Source organism: Streptomyces sp. KL116D (assembly GCF_030766975.1).
GTDB lineage: Bacteria > Actinomycetota > Actinomycetes > Streptomycetales > Streptomycetaceae > Streptomyces > Streptomyces longispororuber_A.
Map to the genome: position 1 here is coordinate 41124 of NZ_JASERH010000152.1, position 16042 is coordinate 57165.

General features: G+C 69.6%; 14 protein-coding genes, 1 pseudogene and 1 riboswitch. Of the genes and pseudogenes, 5 read left to right on the forward strand and 10 right to left on the reverse strand.

Translation table 11 applies throughout. The annotated features are described in order from the left end of the window. Position 1: 1 nt before the first annotated feature. The 6 genes from hisG to RBJ77_RS60430 all read right to left on the reverse strand — a co-directional run bounded on the left by hisG (position 2) and on the right by RBJ77_RS60430 (position 4397). The gene (gene hisG, locus RBJ77_RS60405; protein ID WP_255967636.1) at positions 2 to 859 is read right to left on the reverse strand and encodes an ATP phosphoribosyltransferase; all 858 of its coding nucleotides are present in this window, start codon (positions 857 to 859) and stop codon (positions 2 to 4) included. Between the two features lie 60 nt (positions 860 to 919). After that, positions 920 to 1192, reverse strand: a complete 273-nt coding sequence (locus RBJ77_RS60410; protein WP_018534786.1) for a phosphoribosyl-ATP diphosphatase — start codon at positions 1190 to 1192, stop codon at positions 920 to 922. A 35-nt stretch (positions 1193 to 1227) separates the two neighbouring features. Then, a complete protein-coding gene (ribH, locus tag RBJ77_RS60415; RefSeq protein WP_255967630.1) occupies positions 1228 to 1713 on the reverse strand; it encodes a 6,7-dimethyl-8-ribityllumazine synthase in 486 nt (161 codons plus the stop codon). 88 nt (positions 1714 to 1801) lie between these two features. Beyond that, positions 1802 to 3100 (reverse strand): bifunctional 3,4-dihydroxy-2-butanone-4-phosphate synthase/GTP cyclohydrolase II, encoded by a 1299-nt coding sequence (locus tag RBJ77_RS60420; RefSeq protein WP_372352708.1) that lies wholly within the window; start codon positions 3098 to 3100, stop codon positions 1802 to 1804. Continuing rightward, positions 3097 to 3747 carry a nicotinamide mononucleotide transporter family protein gene (locus RBJ77_RS60425; RefSeq protein ID WP_255967626.1) on the reverse strand — a complete coding sequence of 217 codons (651 nt, stop codon included), beginning with the start codon at positions 3745 to 3747 and terminating at the stop codon, positions 3097 to 3099. The genes RBJ77_RS60420 and RBJ77_RS60425 overlap by 4 nt, the downstream gene beginning before the upstream one ends. Further along, positions 3744 to 4397: a riboflavin synthase gene (locus RBJ77_RS60430; RefSeq protein ID WP_372352709.1), complete on the reverse strand. Its 654-nt coding sequence runs from the start codon at positions 4395 to 4397 to the stop codon at positions 3744 to 3746. Before RBJ77_RS60430 ends, RBJ77_RS60425 begins: the two co-directional genes overlap by 4 nt. A 157-nt stretch (positions 4398 to 4554) precedes the next feature. Further along, a riboswitch (FMN riboswitch) is annotated at positions 4555 to 4685 on the reverse strand. A gap of 246 nt (positions 4686 to 4931) precedes the next feature. On the opposite strand from RBJ77_RS60430, the gene RBJ77_RS60435 reads away from it, so the two are divergent. Continuing rightward, positions 4932 to 7253 carry a chitinase C-terminal domain-containing protein gene (locus tag RBJ77_RS60435; protein ID WP_372352710.1) on the forward strand — a complete coding sequence of 774 codons (2322 nt, stop codon included), beginning with the start codon at positions 4932 to 4934 and terminating at the stop codon, positions 7251 to 7253. A 153-nt stretch (positions 7254 to 7406) separates the two neighbouring features. Beyond that, positions 7407 to 8141 (forward strand): SDR family oxidoreductase, encoded by a 735-nt coding sequence (locus RBJ77_RS60440; RefSeq protein WP_372352711.1) that lies wholly within the window; start codon positions 7407 to 7409, stop codon positions 8139 to 8141. A 41-nt stretch (positions 8142 to 8182) separates the two neighbouring features. Here the strand turns inward: RBJ77_RS60440 and RBJ77_RS60445 are convergent, their stop codons facing one another. Continuing rightward, the gene (locus tag RBJ77_RS60445; protein WP_372352712.1) at positions 8183 to 9367 is read right to left on the reverse strand and encodes an ROK family transcriptional regulator; all 1185 of its coding nucleotides are present in this window, start codon (positions 9365 to 9367) and stop codon (positions 8183 to 8185) included. Positions 9368 to 9462: 95 nt separating this feature from the next. Here RBJ77_RS60445 and RBJ77_RS60450 point away from each other — a divergent pair, with 95 nt between their 5' ends. Next, positions 9463 to 10695: an MFS transporter gene (locus RBJ77_RS60450; protein WP_372352713.1), complete on the forward strand. Its 1233-nt coding sequence runs from the start codon at positions 9463 to 9465 to the stop codon at positions 10693 to 10695. Here RBJ77_RS60450 and RBJ77_RS60455 read toward each other — a convergent pair. Both RBJ77_RS60455 and RBJ77_RS60460 read right to left on the reverse strand, forming a co-directional pair. Next, entirely contained in the window at positions 10655 to 11113 is a 459-nt protein-coding gene (locus RBJ77_RS60455) for an acyl-CoA thioesterase (protein WP_372352714.1), read from the reverse strand. The two genes, RBJ77_RS60450 and RBJ77_RS60455, sit on opposite strands and share 41 nt — an antisense overlap. Before the next feature lie 96 nt (positions 11114 to 11209). Continuing rightward, a complete protein-coding gene (locus RBJ77_RS60460; protein ID WP_372352715.1) occupies positions 11210 to 12481 on the reverse strand; it encodes an alginate lyase family protein in 1272 nt (423 codons plus the stop codon). A gap of 179 nt (positions 12482 to 12660) precedes the next feature. Between RBJ77_RS60460 and RBJ77_RS60465 the strand changes: the two are divergent. After that, positions 12661 to 12813: pseudogene (locus RBJ77_RS60465) on the forward strand (nitrate reductase); the annotation flags it as partial. Between the two features lie 101 nt (positions 12814 to 12914). After that, entirely contained in the window at positions 12915 to 14699 is a 1785-nt protein-coding gene (locus tag RBJ77_RS60470) for a recombinase family protein (protein ID WP_372352716.1), read from the forward strand. A 293-nt stretch (positions 14700 to 14992) separates the two neighbouring features. Here RBJ77_RS60470 and RBJ77_RS60475 read toward each other — a convergent pair whose 3' ends face one another. Then, positions 14993 to 15874, reverse strand: a complete 882-nt coding sequence (locus tag RBJ77_RS60475) for a hypothetical protein (RefSeq protein WP_372352717.1) — start codon at positions 15872 to 15874, stop codon at positions 14993 to 14995. Positions 15875 to 16042 lie beyond the last annotated feature (168 nt).

The window sequence follows — 16042 nt, forward strand, 5'->3', positions numbered from 1 at the left end:
CTCAGAGGCGGCAGGCGTGGATGGCCGTGGTGAGGATGGCCCGCGCGCCGAGGGCGTACAGGTCGTCCATGATGCGCTGCGCGTCCTTGGCGGGGACCATCGCGCGGACGGCGACCCAGCCCTCGTTGTGCAGCGGGGAGACCGTGGGGGACTCCAGGCCGGGGGTGAGGGCGACCGCCTTCTCCAGGTGCTCGGCGCGGCAGTCGTAGTCCATCATCACGTACGTCCGGGCGACGAGGACGCCCTGCAGGCGGCGCAGGAACTGCTGCACCTTGGGCTCGACGGTCTCGTCGAGGTCCGCGCCCTTGCGGCGGATCACGCACGCCTCGGACCGCATGATCGGGTCGCCGAAGACTTCGAGGCCCGCGTTGCGCAGCGAGGTGCCGGTCTCGACGACGTCGGCGATCGCGTCGGCGACGCCGAGCTCGATGGCGGTCTCGACGGCGCCGTCGAGGTGGACCACGGACGCGTCCACGCCGCGCTCGGCGAGGTACTTGCCGACGATGCCCTCGTAGGAGGTGGCGATGGTGCGGCCCGCGAGGTCGGCGAGGTCCTTGACCGCGCCGGGGCGGGACGCGAAGCGGAAGGTGGAGCGGGCGAAGCCGAGCGGCAGGATCGTCTCGGCGTTCGCGCCGGAGTCGATCAGCAGGTCCTGTCCGGTGATGCCGATGTCGAGCTTGCCGGAGGACACGTAGATCGCGATGTCCTTGGGGCGCAGGTAGAAGAACTCGACCTCGTTGCCGGGGTCGACCGTGACGAGTTCCTTGGACTCCTTGCGCTGCCGGTATCCGGCCTCATGGAGCATCGCCGACGCAGGTCCGGACAGTGAACCCTTGTTGGGGACGGCGATGCGCAGCATGAGGTCGGATTCCTTTGCGTGACGGGTGGGTCGGGCTGGCTGACAGGTGCGGCGTACGGCTCAGAGGTGCGCGTACACGTCGTCGAGGGAGATGCCGCGGGCGACCATCATCACCTGGACGTGGTAGAGGAGCTGCGAGATCTCCTCGGCGGCGGCTTCCTTGCCCTCGTACTCGGCGGCCATCCAGACTTCGGCGGCCTCCTCGACGACCTTCTTGCCGATGGCATGGACGCCCTTGCCGACCAGCTCTGCGGTGCGGGAAGTGGCGGGGTCGCCCGTGGCGGCCTTCTGCTGGAGCTCGGTGAAGAGCTCCTCGAACGTCTTATTGGACATGGTGGCGTCTACTTTACGCGGCTCTCCCGCCCCCCTTAACGCCAGGGCTCGGAGACCGTACGCAGCGTGGTCGCGGTGGCGACGGCCGCGGTGACCGCTTCGTGGCCCTTGTCCTCGTTCGAGCCCTCGATGCCCGCGCGGTCGAGCGCCTGCTCCTCGGTGTCGCAGGTCAGCACGCCGAAACCGATCGGGACGCCGGTGTCGACGGAGACCTGGGTCAGTCCGTTGGTGACGCCCTGGCACACGTACTCGAAGTGCGGGGTGCCGCCGCGGATGACGACGCCGAGCGCGACGATCGCGTCGTATCCGCGGCCCGCGAGGACCTTGGCGACGACGGGCAGCTCGAAGCTGCCGGGGACGCGCAGGACGGTGGGCTCGCTGATGCCCAGTTCGTTCAGGGCGCGCAGCGCTCCGTCGACGAGCCCGTCCATGACCTTCTCGTGCCACTGGGCGGCGATGACGGCCACGCGCAGGTCGCCGCAGTTCTTCACGCTCAGTTCGGGTGCACCCTTGCCGCTCACGCGCTTCTCCTCGTACGTACGTAGATGAATTAAGGGAGTCAGGAGTCAGGAACTACTGCTTGGACTGCTGGTTGGACTACTGGTTGGGCTACTGGTTGCTGCAGGCCGACGTGCGGGGCGCGTCCAGCCACGGCAGGTCGTGGCCCATCCGGTCCCGCTTGGTGCGCAGGTACCGGAGGTTGTGCTCGCCCGCCGTGATCGGCATCGGCTCGCGGGCGGTGACCTTGAGGCCGTGCCGGGTGAGGGCGTCGACCTTGTCGGGGTTGTTGGTCAGCAGGCGCAGGCCGCGCACGCCGAGGTCGGCGAGGATCTGGGCGCCTGCCGCGTAGTCGCGGGCGTCGGCGGGCAGCCCGAGTTCCAGGTTGGCGTCGAGGGTGTCGCGGCCCTGCTCCTGGAGCTCGTAGGCGCGCAGCTTGGACAGGAGGCCGATGCCGCGGCCCTCGTGGCCGCGCAGATAGACGACGACGCCGCGGCCCTCCTCGACGATGCGGCGCATGGACTCCTCCAGCTGGGGGCCGCAGTCGCAGCGCAGCGAGTGGAAGACGTCGCCGGTGAGGCACTCGGAGTGGATCCGGGCGAGGACGGGCTCATCCTCGTCGGCGCCGCCGATCTCGCCGTGGACGAGGGCGACGTGCTCGACGCCGTCGACCGTGGAGCGGTAGCCGTAGGCCGTGAACTCGCCGAAGGCGGTGGGGAGCTGGACGGTGGCCTCGCGCTTGACCGTGGGCTCGGACGAGCGGCGGTAGGCGATCAGGTCCTCGATGGAGATGATCGTCAGGCCGTGCTTGCGGGCGAACGGGACGAGTTCGGGCAGCCGCAGCATGACGCCGTCCTCGCCGGCGATCTCGACGATGGCGCCGGCCGGGCGCAGGCCCGCGAGCCGGGCGAGGTCGACGGCGGCCTCGGTGTGGCCGTTGCGCACGAGGACGCCGCCGGGCCTGGCACGCAGCGGGAAGATGTGGCCGGGCCGGACGAAGTCACCCGGCTGCGCATCGCCGGAGGCGAGCAGCCGGAGCGTCGTGGCGCGGTCGGCGGCGGAGATGCCGGTGGTGACGCCGTGGGCGCCGGAGGCGTCGACGGAGACGGTGAAGGCCGTCTTCATCGACTCGGTGTTGTCGTCGACCATCTGCGGGAGGTCGAGCCGGTCGAGCTCGTCGCCCTCCATGGGGGCGCAGATCAGGCCGCGGCACTCGCTCATCATGAAGGCGACGATCTCGGGGGTGATCATCTCGGCGGCGACGACGAGGTCGCCCTCGTTCTCCCGGTCCTCGTCGTCGACGACCACGACGGGGCGGCCGGCGGCGATGTCGCGGAGGGCCTGCTCGATCGGGTCGAGCGTGAGGTCGGTGTCGTCGGTGACCTCGTACAGGTGGGCTGCCGTGCTCATGCGTGGGCTCCTTCGAGCGCAGGGGCGGGGGCCGCGGCCGCGCGGGACCGCAGCCACCAGTCGCGCATGCCCCACAGGACGAGCGCGCCGTAGATGACGTAGACGAAGCCGGAGAAGGCGAAGCCGTTGGCGAAGTTCAGCGGGACGCCGACGGCGTCGACCAGGAGCCAGGCGAACCAGAACTCGACCATGCCGCGGGCCTGTGCGTACATGGCGACGATCGTGCCGACGAAGATGTACGCGTCCGGCCACGGGTCCCAGGACAGCTCGGGGAACGCGGTGAACAGGCCGCCCACGGCGAGCGTGCCGACGGCGGCGGCGCCGACCAGGACGCCGCGCTCGCGCCAGCTGGCGAAGCGGACGGCGATGGAGCCGTCCTGCGCCTTGCCCTTGCCGCGGTTCCACTGCCACCAGCCGAACAGGGCGACGACGATGACGACGAGCTGCTTGCCCGCGCTGCCCGAGAGGTGGGCGGTGGCGAAGGCGGTGAGCAGGATCGCGCCGGAGACCAGCTGGGCGGGCCAGGTCCAGATGGAGCGGCGCCAGCCGAGCGCGAGGGCGATCAGGCCGATCACGTTGCCGATCATGTCGGACCAGAGGATGTGCTGGCCGAATATCGTGAAGGCCTCGGAGTTGAGCCAGTTCACTTGGTGCCCCCGTCAGTGCCGTTGGTGTCGTCGGAGCCGCCGTTGGAGCCGATCCGGTCGCCGAGCATGCGCTCGACGTACTTCGCGATGACGTCGACCTCGAGGTTGACCGGGTCGCCCGCCTGCTTCAGGCCGAGCGTGGTCAGGGCGAGGGTGGTGGGGATGAGGCTGATGGTGAAGTGGTCGTCGGCGGCGTCGACGACGGTCAGGCTGACGCCGTCGACCGTGATCGAGCCCTTCTCGACGACGTACCTGGCCAGCCCGGCGGGGAGCGAGATCTTGACGATCTCCCAGTGCTCGGAGGGGGTGCGCCCGACGATGGTGCCGGTGCCGTCGACGTGGCCCTGCACGACGTGTCCGCCGAAGCGGCCGTCGGCGATCATCGGGCGTTCGAGGTTGACGCGGGAGCCCGCGGTGAGCGCGCCGAGGCTGGAGCGCTTGAGGGTCTCGGCCATGACGTCCGCCGTGAACTCGTCCCCGTCGTGCTCCACGACGGTGAGACAGACCCCGTTGACCGCGATGGAGTCACCGTGCTTGGCGCCTTCGGTGACGACGGGGCCGCGGACGCGGAAGCGGGACGCCTCAACCGGGTCGCCGAGGTTCTCGACGGCCGTGATCTCGCCCAGCTCTTCGACGATTCCGGTGAACACTTCCCGGGTCCTCCCTCTACGGGCACAGACTCCGGGGCACTGTCGTACGACGACGACAGAACGTACGGGCGACGACACCGGGAACGACGACGCCGAGAGCGGGACACCCGTCGGGTGCCCGGAACAGACGGCGACGCGCACACTGGGTGCCCGCCCGCCGCGCACTGCCTCCCATCCGGACTTTAACCGTCGGTCCAGGAATTTCACCTGGTCAACCGGTCACTGGACGTGACCGGGTCGCGGACTGTAACCGCCGGTTCGGACTTTCACCGACCCCGGAGTGCGCTGCTTCTGGTACAGGGCCAGTGTGCCACGTCCGATCGATGTGCATGCATGCGAATGCTGTGGGCTGACTCACAGCCCGCTTCGATGGTTTTCGGGCGCGGCCGGGAATACGGCGCCAACTCACCCCTCCCCGCCGATCGTTGAGATTGGTACAGACCTATTGACGGCGTGGTCTAGTCCTCTTAGGTTCCTCGCAACCCTCGCAACTCCAGCCGTGCACCACCGATCCCTTCCCCGGGAGGAACCGCCGTGCCGTTCCCCAGACCACCCAGACCGGCCCTGCTCGCCGGAGCGGCCGCCGTGGCGGGCCTGCTGCTCGCCTCACTGCCCGCGACCGCGTCGCAGGCCGCGGACCAGGAGTCCTGTCGCCCCGACGGCCTGTACGAGACGCCCGGCGTCTCGGTCCCCTACTGCTCGGTCTACGACACGGACGGCCGCGAGAAGATGGGCGCGGACCACCAGCGCCGCGTCATCGGCTACTTCACGGGCTGGCGCACCGGGCAGGACGGGACGCCCGCCTACCTCGCGTCCGACATCCCGTGGGACAAGGTCACCCACCTCAACTACGCCTTCGCGCACGTCGATGCGGGCAACCGGATCTCGGTCGGCGCCGACTCCGCGAAGAACGCCGCGACGGGCATGACCTGGCCGGGCGTCGCGGGCGCCGAGATGGACCCGGACCTCCCCTACAAGGGTCACTTCAATCTGCTCACCAAGTTCAAGAAGCAGCATCCGAACGTCAAGACCCTGATCTCCGTGGGCGGTTGGGCCGAGACGGGCGGCTACTTCGGCGACGACGGCAAGCGCGTCGACTCGGGCGGCTTCTACTCGATGGCGACGAACGCCGACGGCAGCGTCAACCAGGCGGGCATCGACACGTTCGCCGACTCGGCGGTCGCGTTCGTCGAGAAGTACGGCTTCAACGGCGTCGACATCGACTACGAGTACCCGACCACCATGAAGGACGCGGGCAACCCGCTCGACCAGTCCCTCGCCAACGCCCGCCGCGCCGGTCTGGTGAAGGGCTACGCGGCGCTGATGAAGACGCTGCGCGAAAAGCTGGACCGGGCGGGCGCGGCCGACGGCAAGCACTACCTGCTGTCGGTGGCGGCGCCGTCGTCCGGGTACCTGCTGCGCGGCATGGAGACCTTCCAGGTCCAGAAGTACCTGGACTACGTCAACATCATGTCGTACGACCTGCACGGCGCCTGGAACGAGTACGTCGGTCCGAACGCCTCGCTGTTCGACGACGGCAAGGACGCCGAGCTCGCCTCGGCGGGGGTGTACTCGACGTCCCAGTACGGCGGGATCGGCTATCTGAACACCGACTGGGCGTACCACTACTTCCGCGGCTCGATGCCGGCCGGCCGCATCAACATCGGACTCCCCTACTACACCCGGGGGTTCAAGAACGTGCAGGGCGGCACGGCGGGGCTGTGGGGCAGGGCGCCGGCCACGGACTGTCCGGCCGGGGCGGGGCTGACGAAGTGCGGGGACGGCGCCGTCGGCATCGACAACCTCTGGCACGACCTCGACACGAACGGCAAGGAGGCCCCGGCCGGCTCCAACCCGATGTGGCACGCGAAGAACCTGGAGAAGGGGATCGTCGGGGACTACGTGACCACGTACGGCTTCCCCGCCGACACCAAGCTCACCGGGACCTACCAGCGCAACTACGACTCCACGCTCGTCGCGCCCTGGCTGTGGAACTCCGAGAAGAAGGTCTTCCTGTCGACGGAGGACGAGCAGTCGGTGGCCGCGAAGGCGGACTACGTCGCCGACCGCGGCATCGGCGGCACGATGATCTGGGAGCTCGCGGGCGACTACGGATGGAACGCCGCCAAGGGGCAGTACGAGCCCGGTGACACCCTGACCTCCACGCTCTACGACGCGTTCAAGTCCGCGAAGCCGTACGGCGCGAAGCGTTCGACGATCGACCTGCCGGCCGAGGCGCTGGACGTCGACGTGAACTTCGGCGAGTTCCCGCTGGGCGACTCCAACTACCCGATCTCGCCCAAGGTGAAGATCACCAACAACACGAAGGCGACGCTGCCGGGCGGCACGGAGTTCCGGTTCGACTACGGCACGTCGGCCCCGGGCAACGCCAAGGACCAGTCCGGGTTCGGCACGACGATCGTGCGCAGCGACCACAGCGGCAGCAACGTGGGCGGCCTGAAGGGCGACTACCACCGCGTCTCGCTGAAGCTGCCGGCCTGGCAGACGCTGGCTCCCGGCGCCTCGGTGACGCTCGACTTCGTGTACTACCTGCCCGTGTCGACGCCCTCCAACTGGACGGTGACCTTCGACGGGAAGACGTACGCGCTCGCCGGTGACCTGGCGCGCGGCACGAGCGTCGTGGAGCCGGGCGCCGGACCCGGCACGCCGACGCCCACGCCCACGCCCGGCGGGGGAACCTGCACCGTCCCGGAGTGGACGGCCACCGCCGAGTACGGCAGCGGCACCGTCGTCGCGCACGAAGGCCACTCCTGGAAGGCGAAGTGGTGGACGAAGGGCGAGGAGCCGGGGACGACCGGTGACTGGGGCGTCTGGCAGGACCAGGGGGCCTGCTGACCTGCGGCGCAGGACACGTAACCGCGGTTGTGTGGTGGCGGTCGCGCGCACCGCGCTGCACCCGGATGTCACATTTCCGCGGGCCCATCGGTTCTCAGTTGTCGGAGGGTGTTCCACGAGGGGGCACCCCTGCCCGAAGGAGCTGATGCGGCAATGACCACGATCCTGGTGACCGGCGGAACCGGCACGCTCGGCCGGCTCGTCACCGAGCGGCTGCGCGCGACGGAGCACGAGGTACGGGTGCTGAGCAGGCATGCGCAGCCGTACGCCGTAGACCTGCGCAAGGGCGGTCCCGGCCTGGACCTGGCCGTGGCGGACGTGGACGTGATCGTGCACTGCGCGTCGACACAGACCGGCGGCGACGAGAAGGCCGCGGCGAACCTGATCGCGGCCGCGCGCCGGGCGGGCGTGGGGCACCTCGTCTACATCTCGATCGTCGGCGTGGACCGGGTGCCGTTCGGCTACTACCGGACGAAGCACGCGGTGGAGCGGCTGGTCGAGGAGTCGGGGCTCGGCTGGACGGTGCTGCGCACGACCCAGTTCCACGACCTGGTCCGCGGTGTTCTGCGAGGCTTCGCCAAGCTGCCGGTGATGCTGCTGCCGGCGGGCGTCGGCGACCAGCCGATCGAGGTGTCCGAAGTGGCCGACCGGCTGGCCGAGCTGGCGCTGCGGCCGCCGGCGGGGCGGGTGGCGGACATGGGCGGTCCCGAAGTGCGCACGTTCGAGGAACTGGCCCGTACGTATCTCAGGGCGACGGGCAAGAAGCGGGCGGTGCTCAGCGTCCCGCTGGCGGGGAAGACGTACCGGGCGTTCCGCGAGGGCGGGCACCTGACGCCCGAACGGGCGGTGGGGAAGCGGTCGTTCGAGGAGTTCATGACCCGGCGCTGACCACGCCCGGACGGCCCGGCACCCCTCCCCGCCCCCTGTCCTCAGGCGCCGGAGGGGTGCGTGCGCGGTGCGAAGACGTCGTCCTGCGCGGCCTCCCGCGCCATCAGCAGGGCGCCCCGCAGCACCGCCCCGCCCCCCAGCTCCCCCGCCCGGACCTCCGTGGCGAGGGGCGACATCACCGCGAGCCGGGCCGCGACGCGCTCGGCGAGCGGTGCGCCGCCGGCCCGGCCCACCTCGCCCGCGAGGACGACGCAGCCCGGATCGAGCACGGCCACCACGGCGGCGGCGCCCAGCACCACCCGGTCGGCCAGCGCGTCGAGGAACCCGCTCGCGCCGTCCGCGACGGCCTCCCGCACCACGTCCGCGGCCCGCTCCACCGGCTCCCCGGCCGCCGCGAGCCCGTGCCCGGCGGCCAGGTCGAGGATGGCGGCGGATCCGGCCAGCGAGTGCCACCCGCCGTCGCAGCCGGTGGCCGAGGGCAGCCCGGTCGTCCCCGGCACCGGCAGGAAGCCCACCTCGCCGGTGCCGCCGGAGGCACCGCGGCGCAGCTTCCCGTCGAGGACGACCGCCGCCCCGATCCCGAGGCCGAGCCAGAGCAGGACGAACGTGTCGCGGTCGCGCGTGACGCCGTCCCGCTGCTCGGCGAGGGCGGCCAGGTTCGTCTCGTTCTCCACCAGCACGCGGGCGGGCAGCCGCTCCTGGAGCGCCTCGACGAGCCGCCGGTGCCATTCCGGCAGTCCCGACGAGTCCCGCAGTGCGCCGGTGGCGGGGTCGATGAGTCCGGGCGCGCCGACGCCGACGGTGTGCAGCCGCTCGGCGCCCGCCTCCTTCGCCGTCCGCTCGACGAGGGCGACCGCGCGCTCGACGGCCGCCCCGGTCTCCTCGCCGGCCTCGACCGGCAGGGACGCCTCGGCGAGGACCGAGCCGAGCAGATCGGCGACGACCAGGCGCACGCCCTCCGTGCGGACGTCGAGCGCGGCGAGGTGGGCGCGGTCGGCGACGATCCCGTAGAGCCGGGCGTTCGGTCCGCGCCGCTGGGCGCCCGCCTCCCCGACCACCGAGATAAGGCCTGAGTCGGTGAGGCGCTCGACGAGGTCGGCGACGGTGGGCCGGGACAGGCCGGTGAGCTCCTTCAACTGGCCCGCGGTGAGCGGGCCTTCCTCCTGGAGCAGACGCAGCGCGAGCCGGTCGTTGATGGCTCGGGCGGTCCTCGGCGATGCGGGCATGGCGGGATCCTACGCGGAAACGCACTAACTATCAGGCAGGGTTCCTGATAGTTTACGGCGGCACGCTGAGGGGACGCCTGGGGAGGGCCCGACGGATGGCTTACGGAATGACCGACGGCACGCACGTGCCGCAGGAAGTGAAGCGGGCGCGGTACGCCGTCGCCGCCGTCTTCTGCATCCACGGATCGGTGACGGGATCGTTCGCGACCCGGGTGCCCTGGATCCAGGACCACACCGGGGTGAGCGCCGGACAGCTCGGGTTCGCGCTCGCCTTCACCGCGTTCGGGGCGGCGGTCGCGATGCCGCTGGCCGGACGGGTGACCCACCGGTACGGCAGCCGCACCGCGCTGCGCGGGCTGCTCGCCCTGTGGACGCTGGCGCTGGTGCTGCCCGCGCTCGCGCCGAACCTGTGGACGCTGTGCCTGGCGATGTTCACGTACGGCGCCACGTCCGGCATGGCGGACGTGGCCATGAACGCGCTGGGGGTGGAGGTCGAGCAGCGGCTCCACCGGTCGATCATGTCCAGCCTGCACGGCATGTGGAGCGCGGGAGCGCTGATCGGTTCGGCGGCGGGCACGATCGCCGCGCACATGGGCTCGGACGCGCGCGTGCACCACGTCCTGGCCGCCCTCGTGCTGACCGTGCTCGGTGCCGTGGCCTGCCGGTGGGTGCTCGACCTGCGGCCGACGGAGGACGAGGAGCCGCCGCCGCGGTTCGCGCTGCCGCCGCGCGCGGCGCTGCTCATCGGCGCCGTCGGGTTCTGCGCGGTCTTCGCGGAGGGCGCGAGCCTCGACTGGTCTGCGGTGTACCTGCGGGACCAGCTGGACACCTCGGCCGGTCTCGCCGCGGCCTGCACCACCGGCTTCATGCTGACCATGGCGGTGGCCCGGCTGGCCGGCGACGTGACGGTGAACCGGTTCGGCGCGGTGCGCACGGTCCGGGCGGGCGGGGCGCTCGCGGCGGCCGGCGGCCTGCTGATCGTGCTGGCGGGGCATCCGGCCGTGGCGATGGGCGGGTTCGCGATGATGGGGCTAGGCATCGCGGTCGTCGTGCCGCTCTGCTTCGCCGCGGCCGGGCACAGCGGGCCGAACCCCAGTCAGGCCATCGCGGGCGTCGCGACCGTCACGTACACCTCGGGCCTGATCGCCCCCAGCCTGATCGGCGGGGTCGCCGAGGCGACCAGCCTGATGGTGTCGTTCGGGGTGGTGACGGTGCTGGCCTGCGGCCTGGTGGCGTTCGCCGGGGTTCTCAGGGCGAGCGACGGACCGCGCGCGAAGCCGGCCGAGGTCAGCCCTGCGGGCGCAGCAGATCCTGCCCCGAAGCCCTGAACTCCTCGCTCCACGGCGCGGGGCGCAGCGTCGCCGGGTCCAGTCGGACCAGGACGCGCGTCCCGCGCGCGTACGTGACCGTGCCGTCGGCCGAGCAGAACCGGAAACCGTACGTCAGACCGGTCCTGCCGAGCCGGTCGAGCCAGAGCTCCACGGCGTAGCCGCCGGGCGCCTTGACCGGGGCGTCGTAGGTGATCGTGAACTCCTTGACCGCGTTGCAGAAGTCGCCCGCGGCCTCCCAGTCGCCCTCGAAGACGAGGCCGCGCGCGTTCCACAGCGCGCCCCAGGCGCGCTCGACCATCACGGGATAGCGGGCGTTGTGCAGCAGGCCGAGCGCGTCGAGGTCGTCGAAGTGGACGGTGACGGGGACGAGACGGCCGTGGCGGACGGCGGGGACGGCGAGGGCTTCGGCGGTCACGGATGGGGCTCCTGGTGCGGTGCGTACGAGAGCCCCATCGTACGACCTTGAACTAAGCAAACGCTCAGTCCACCGGCGTGACCTGGGCCTCAGCCGTCATCCGGCGATCGAGTCCAGCTGCTCGGCGGCCGGCCGCAGCGCCCAGAGGTCGCCGCCGGGCGGTGTCTCCAGGTGCGGGACGGCGGCCCGGGCCGCCGCGTCGCCGGCGTCGGCCGCCGCGTGCACGACGTCGCTCGCCGCGAACCGCTTGAACTCCAGCTCCGGGTACGGCCAGGCGGCCGCGCCGGTCGCCGCGGGCAGCAGGATGTCCACGGCCTTGAACAGGCTCTGCCCGTCGGGCCCCCGGTACGCCCACAGGTCGACGCCGACGTGGCGGCCGATGGCGGCGAGCCTGGTGTAGGCGACGAGGTCGAAGGTCGAGTAGTGCCAACTGCGGGTGCGGGCCAGCTCCTGCGGCTGCGTGCCGTCGGCCGCGATCTGGGAGTCGATGCGCTTCGCCCGGGCGTCGAGGACGGTGCGGCGCGCGAGGCCGGTGTCACCGGTCGCGTAGGCGAGGGCCGCGACCTGCATGTCGTAGAAGGTCCCGTGGTTGTTGTCGGCGGCGCCCTCCTGCTTGCCGAAGTCGCTGTTCACCAGCCAGTCGAGGAAGTCCTCGTTCCACTCCCCCATGCCCGCGCGGTCGCTCCTCGACCAGCCGGGGGCGCCGTCCGCGAGGAGTGCGACGGCGTCGACCACGCTCGTGTACGACTGGGAGAAGTCGATGATGCCGATGGCGCGGCCGTCGTACTTGCACGGGATGAACTGGGCGTGGTCCAGGTTCGGGTTCATCTTCGTGTCCGCGTCGAGGAACCAGGTGCGCAAGACCTGTCCGGCCTTGACCGCGTACTCCTTCTTGCCCGTGTAGTACCAGGCCAGGGCCAGGTCGTAGGTGGAGTCGAAGACCTTCTCGACGTCCTGCCGGTCGGTGCCGGTGTCGACCTCCGGATTGCGCTGCCCGTCCTTCTGCACGTACGGGCAGCCCCACGGGTTGTCGGCGGTGGGGGCGGTCGACGGCCACCAGTACGGCGCCTGGCTCAGATAGTCGTGGACGTCGCCGCCCGGCGCGGGCTTCGGCTTGTCGACGACCGTCCAGGGGCCCTGGTCGAGCCAGCCGTCCGCGCGAGCGCTCAGGTCCCGGACGGCCGCCCGGAGCGCGGGATCGCCGTGGGCGAGCCGCAGCCTGGTCTGCTGGAGGCGCTTGCCGTCGAGGACGGCGGTTCGAGGGGCGGACTCACGGGCGGCGGCGCCGGCGGTGGGAAGCAGCACGGCGGCGAGCGCGGCCGCCGCCGTGACCAGCGCACCGAGGCGCATCCGGGATCTTGCGCGCATCACACACTCCAGTCATCTCAGTCATGGATGTGAACAGCGTTCGCCATATGGACCGGAAGGGAGCGTAGATCCGCCCGCCGCGTCAGGCAACGGTCACGGCAAGAACTCGCACTTACGTCGCATTAACATGAGGCGATCAATTCGAGCCACACCGGCACCACAGAAAGCAGAGTGCGCACATGGACCTCGGCGTCCGCTGGAAACTGCACGGCGACGGGCGCACCCCGGCCCCCGGTGCCGTCGTCCGTCCCGACGAGCGGCTGTCCTGGCCGCGCACGATCGGGCTCGGCGCCCAGCACGTGGTCGCCATGTTCGGCGCCTCGTTCGTCGCGGCCGGAATTCACTACTAGGGTCTGCCGCTCCCGCTGGGGCCCGTGCCCTCCGGTCCGCCACCGGATGTTCACGACCCCGACTTGAAAGGCGTGAGCACCACATGGCCCCTGTCTCCACCCCCATACGCCTGCGCCCTGCGCCGGACGCCGACACATCGGCTTCGCCTCGCCGCCGACGCGGCATCATCTACGTCCGCGTGTCCGTCGCACGGGCCGACATGATCAGCCCCGAGCTGCAGGTGACGCATGCCCGTAAGCTGGCCGAGGCTAACGACATCGATGTCGACATCGAGCCGATCATGGACCTGGGCGAGTCCGGTCGAGAGTTCGAAGAGCGCAAGATCGACGAGATCAAGCAGATGGCTCGCGATCGCAAGTTCGACGTGCTGATCCTGTGGATCTGGTCCCGCTTCGGTCGCAACCTCAAAGAAAGCCTCCAACACCTCGACGACCTCATGGCCTACGGCATTGAGGTGCGCGCCGCGAGGGAGGACTTCGACGGCAAGACGACCATCGGCCGCTTCGCCATCGCGCAGATGCTCAACATCGCCGAGTTGGAGTCCAACCAGAAGAGCGACCAGTGGAAGGACACCATCGAGCGCCGCAAGCAGCACGGTCTCCCCCACGGCGGCGCCACCCGCGGCAAGTTCGGCTACTACCGCTGTGACACGTGCCCGTCCCCGGAGCGCGGCAAGCCGATGGACAAGTGCCCCAAGTGCAAAGCGGGCATCCTCAAACTGGACCCGACGTACAGGTCCATCTACATCACGCTCTACAAGGACTACGCGGACGGCGTCTCGGTCAGGAGCATGGTGCTGTGGCTACGCGCCAAGGGGCTCGTGAACTGGACGGGTCGCCCGATCGACGCCGGTGACCTCTACTCCATCCTGGACAGCGGATTCGCTCTCGGCTTCGTCCGGTACACGCTCCCAGAAGAGTTGCACACGGTGATCGTCCGCGAGGACGGCACAACGAAAAAGAAGCGCAAGAGCACTCATCGGGACATCACGTCGTATCTCTACTACAAGGGCAAGCACGAAGCTGTCTTCAACGATGAGGTGGAGGCCGAGCGAGTCTGGGATGCCTACGTCGAACGCCGCCTGAGCGGCCGGGACAAGGACGACAGGAACCACAGCCATCGGGCGAAGTACAGCGTGTCCGGCGTCCTCAAGTGCGCAGCTTGCGGAGAGGGCATGCACTCGATGCTGCGCGCCAGGCGCGTTCAAAGGCCGTGGCAAGACGGGAAACCCGACCCCCGCGACGTGCTCTTTCGCTGCACGCGTCACATGAAGTTCAAGGACTGCCCGGGTAATGGCGTGTACGTCACTCTAGAGACAGCAGAAGCAGCAGTACGGGGCTTCCTGGCGGAGCAGATCGCGCGGGACGTCGACGGGGCGCGGAGCCTGCCGGCCCGGATCACGCAGGTCCATACTCGGGCCGCCACACCGGAAGCAGGTGAGGGTGACGAATCCGCGCGGCTTGATGCCATAGAGCGGGAAATCTCGGATCTGCGCCGCAAGGAGGACAAGTTGACCGACGCGGTGATGGACGAACTGATCAGCGCTGACGCTGCTCGGCGCCGGCGAGCCAGTTACGAAGCACGCACGAGCGCGCTTCACGACGAGATGAAGCGAATCCGCCGGAAGTTGGCAGAGCAACCGGCCATCATTCCGGCACCAGAGCCAACGGCAGTAGCTTCGGCCATGGAGGTCTTCGATGTAGCGGTGCCAGACGATCAGCGTGTCATTTTGCGGAAGTTGATTCGGGAGATCCACGTGCACCGCGGACGCGATCCGCGGACGAAGACCACGGTCTACCCGATGTGGATTCCTGCGCCGCCATCGCGAAATCGAGCTGAAAACGACTCCGTACGCCTTGCTGCGTAGCGCTCACCGAGCTGCTCGGCATACTTGACGGACATCTCGGCGATGATCTGCCAGAAATCATCCTGGCAGATCTCTCGTGAGCGGAGCTCTATCGTGCGGTCCATCCTCGCGTGCCCTCGATCTTTCCTTCGCGGCCCAGTTCACACCTGCGATGTGCAGTGACATCGCGGCTACGAGGATGCGCAAAGTGCGCCGCTTGGCCAGGCCGAGAGTTCCTGATAAAGGGTGTTACACAAGGCCCTGCACTGCGCGAACGCAGCCTTGTGTAACACCCTTTGGTACGTGGGACGTTGTTATTCCTTCAACTGATCGGCCAGATCGGCAAAGATGACGCACTTGGACACCGCCGCGGTGACCCGGTCCAGCGCCGGTTGATCCGCAAAGGGGTTCACCGAGAACCGCAGCTTGGGTATCCGGCTGCGCGTACTGATGGTCATCCCGCCGACGGCGAGGAAGTGGTCGTCGGTTTCCCAAAGGCTATCGAATGCATCTGGCCAGGACCGTAGATCCGGCAGGTCGCCACCGCTCAGGTCAACGATCAGTACGGTCGGCATCAGTTTGGCTTGGCGCCGCTTACGCTTCTCCCGGAGTACCCCGGAGGCCACGTCCTTCGCCATCGCGGTGACGTGAGGACTCTTGAACGGGGCAGCCATGGTCGTGAAGCCATTGCCGCGGCTGACCTGGATGGACAGCCAGGAAGCCGGAATGCCGTCTTCGGGGCGGGCCGGGGCTGCCTCGACGCGCAAGGAAGTGACGCCAAGGCTGCCGTCGGCAGGAAGGAACGCCTCTATCACCGTGTCCCGGACGCTATCTCTGATAGTCACGGGTGGGACGGGGTCTGTGCGTATGGTGACTGCTGCCGGCAGACCGCGTTCCCGCAGACCTCGGATCAAGGCGTGGGTGAGGTCAGAGACACTCCGCGGCTGTCGGGAGCCGACCTCTATACCGAGAGTCTCACGGCCGCATTGCAGGAGCAGATCAGGCCCCTCGTCGGTATTGAACCGGAACGGAACGCCGGCCTCGGCCAGTTGTGAGGCAACAGTCAACTCGGCGAGGTGCGTCCGGAAGTGCCGCATCCCTGCTTCGCTCATGTCCGTGAACCCGCGGAAGTCTCGACGCTTGCCACCCAACCCTGCCGGCGCGGCTGCCTCCAGAATGGACAAAGTCTGCTCCACGGGCACCAAGATTGGGCTCTTCCACCAAGCCGTAACGACGGCCGGATGCAGGTCCGGACGACGGTACTCGAAGTACCAGCGCAGTGGATGCGACTCTGAGCCGCCCAGCCATCTGCGAAGGACCGGGAGATCGCTGATCGGGTTCGGCAAGTTCACCATCCGCTGCTA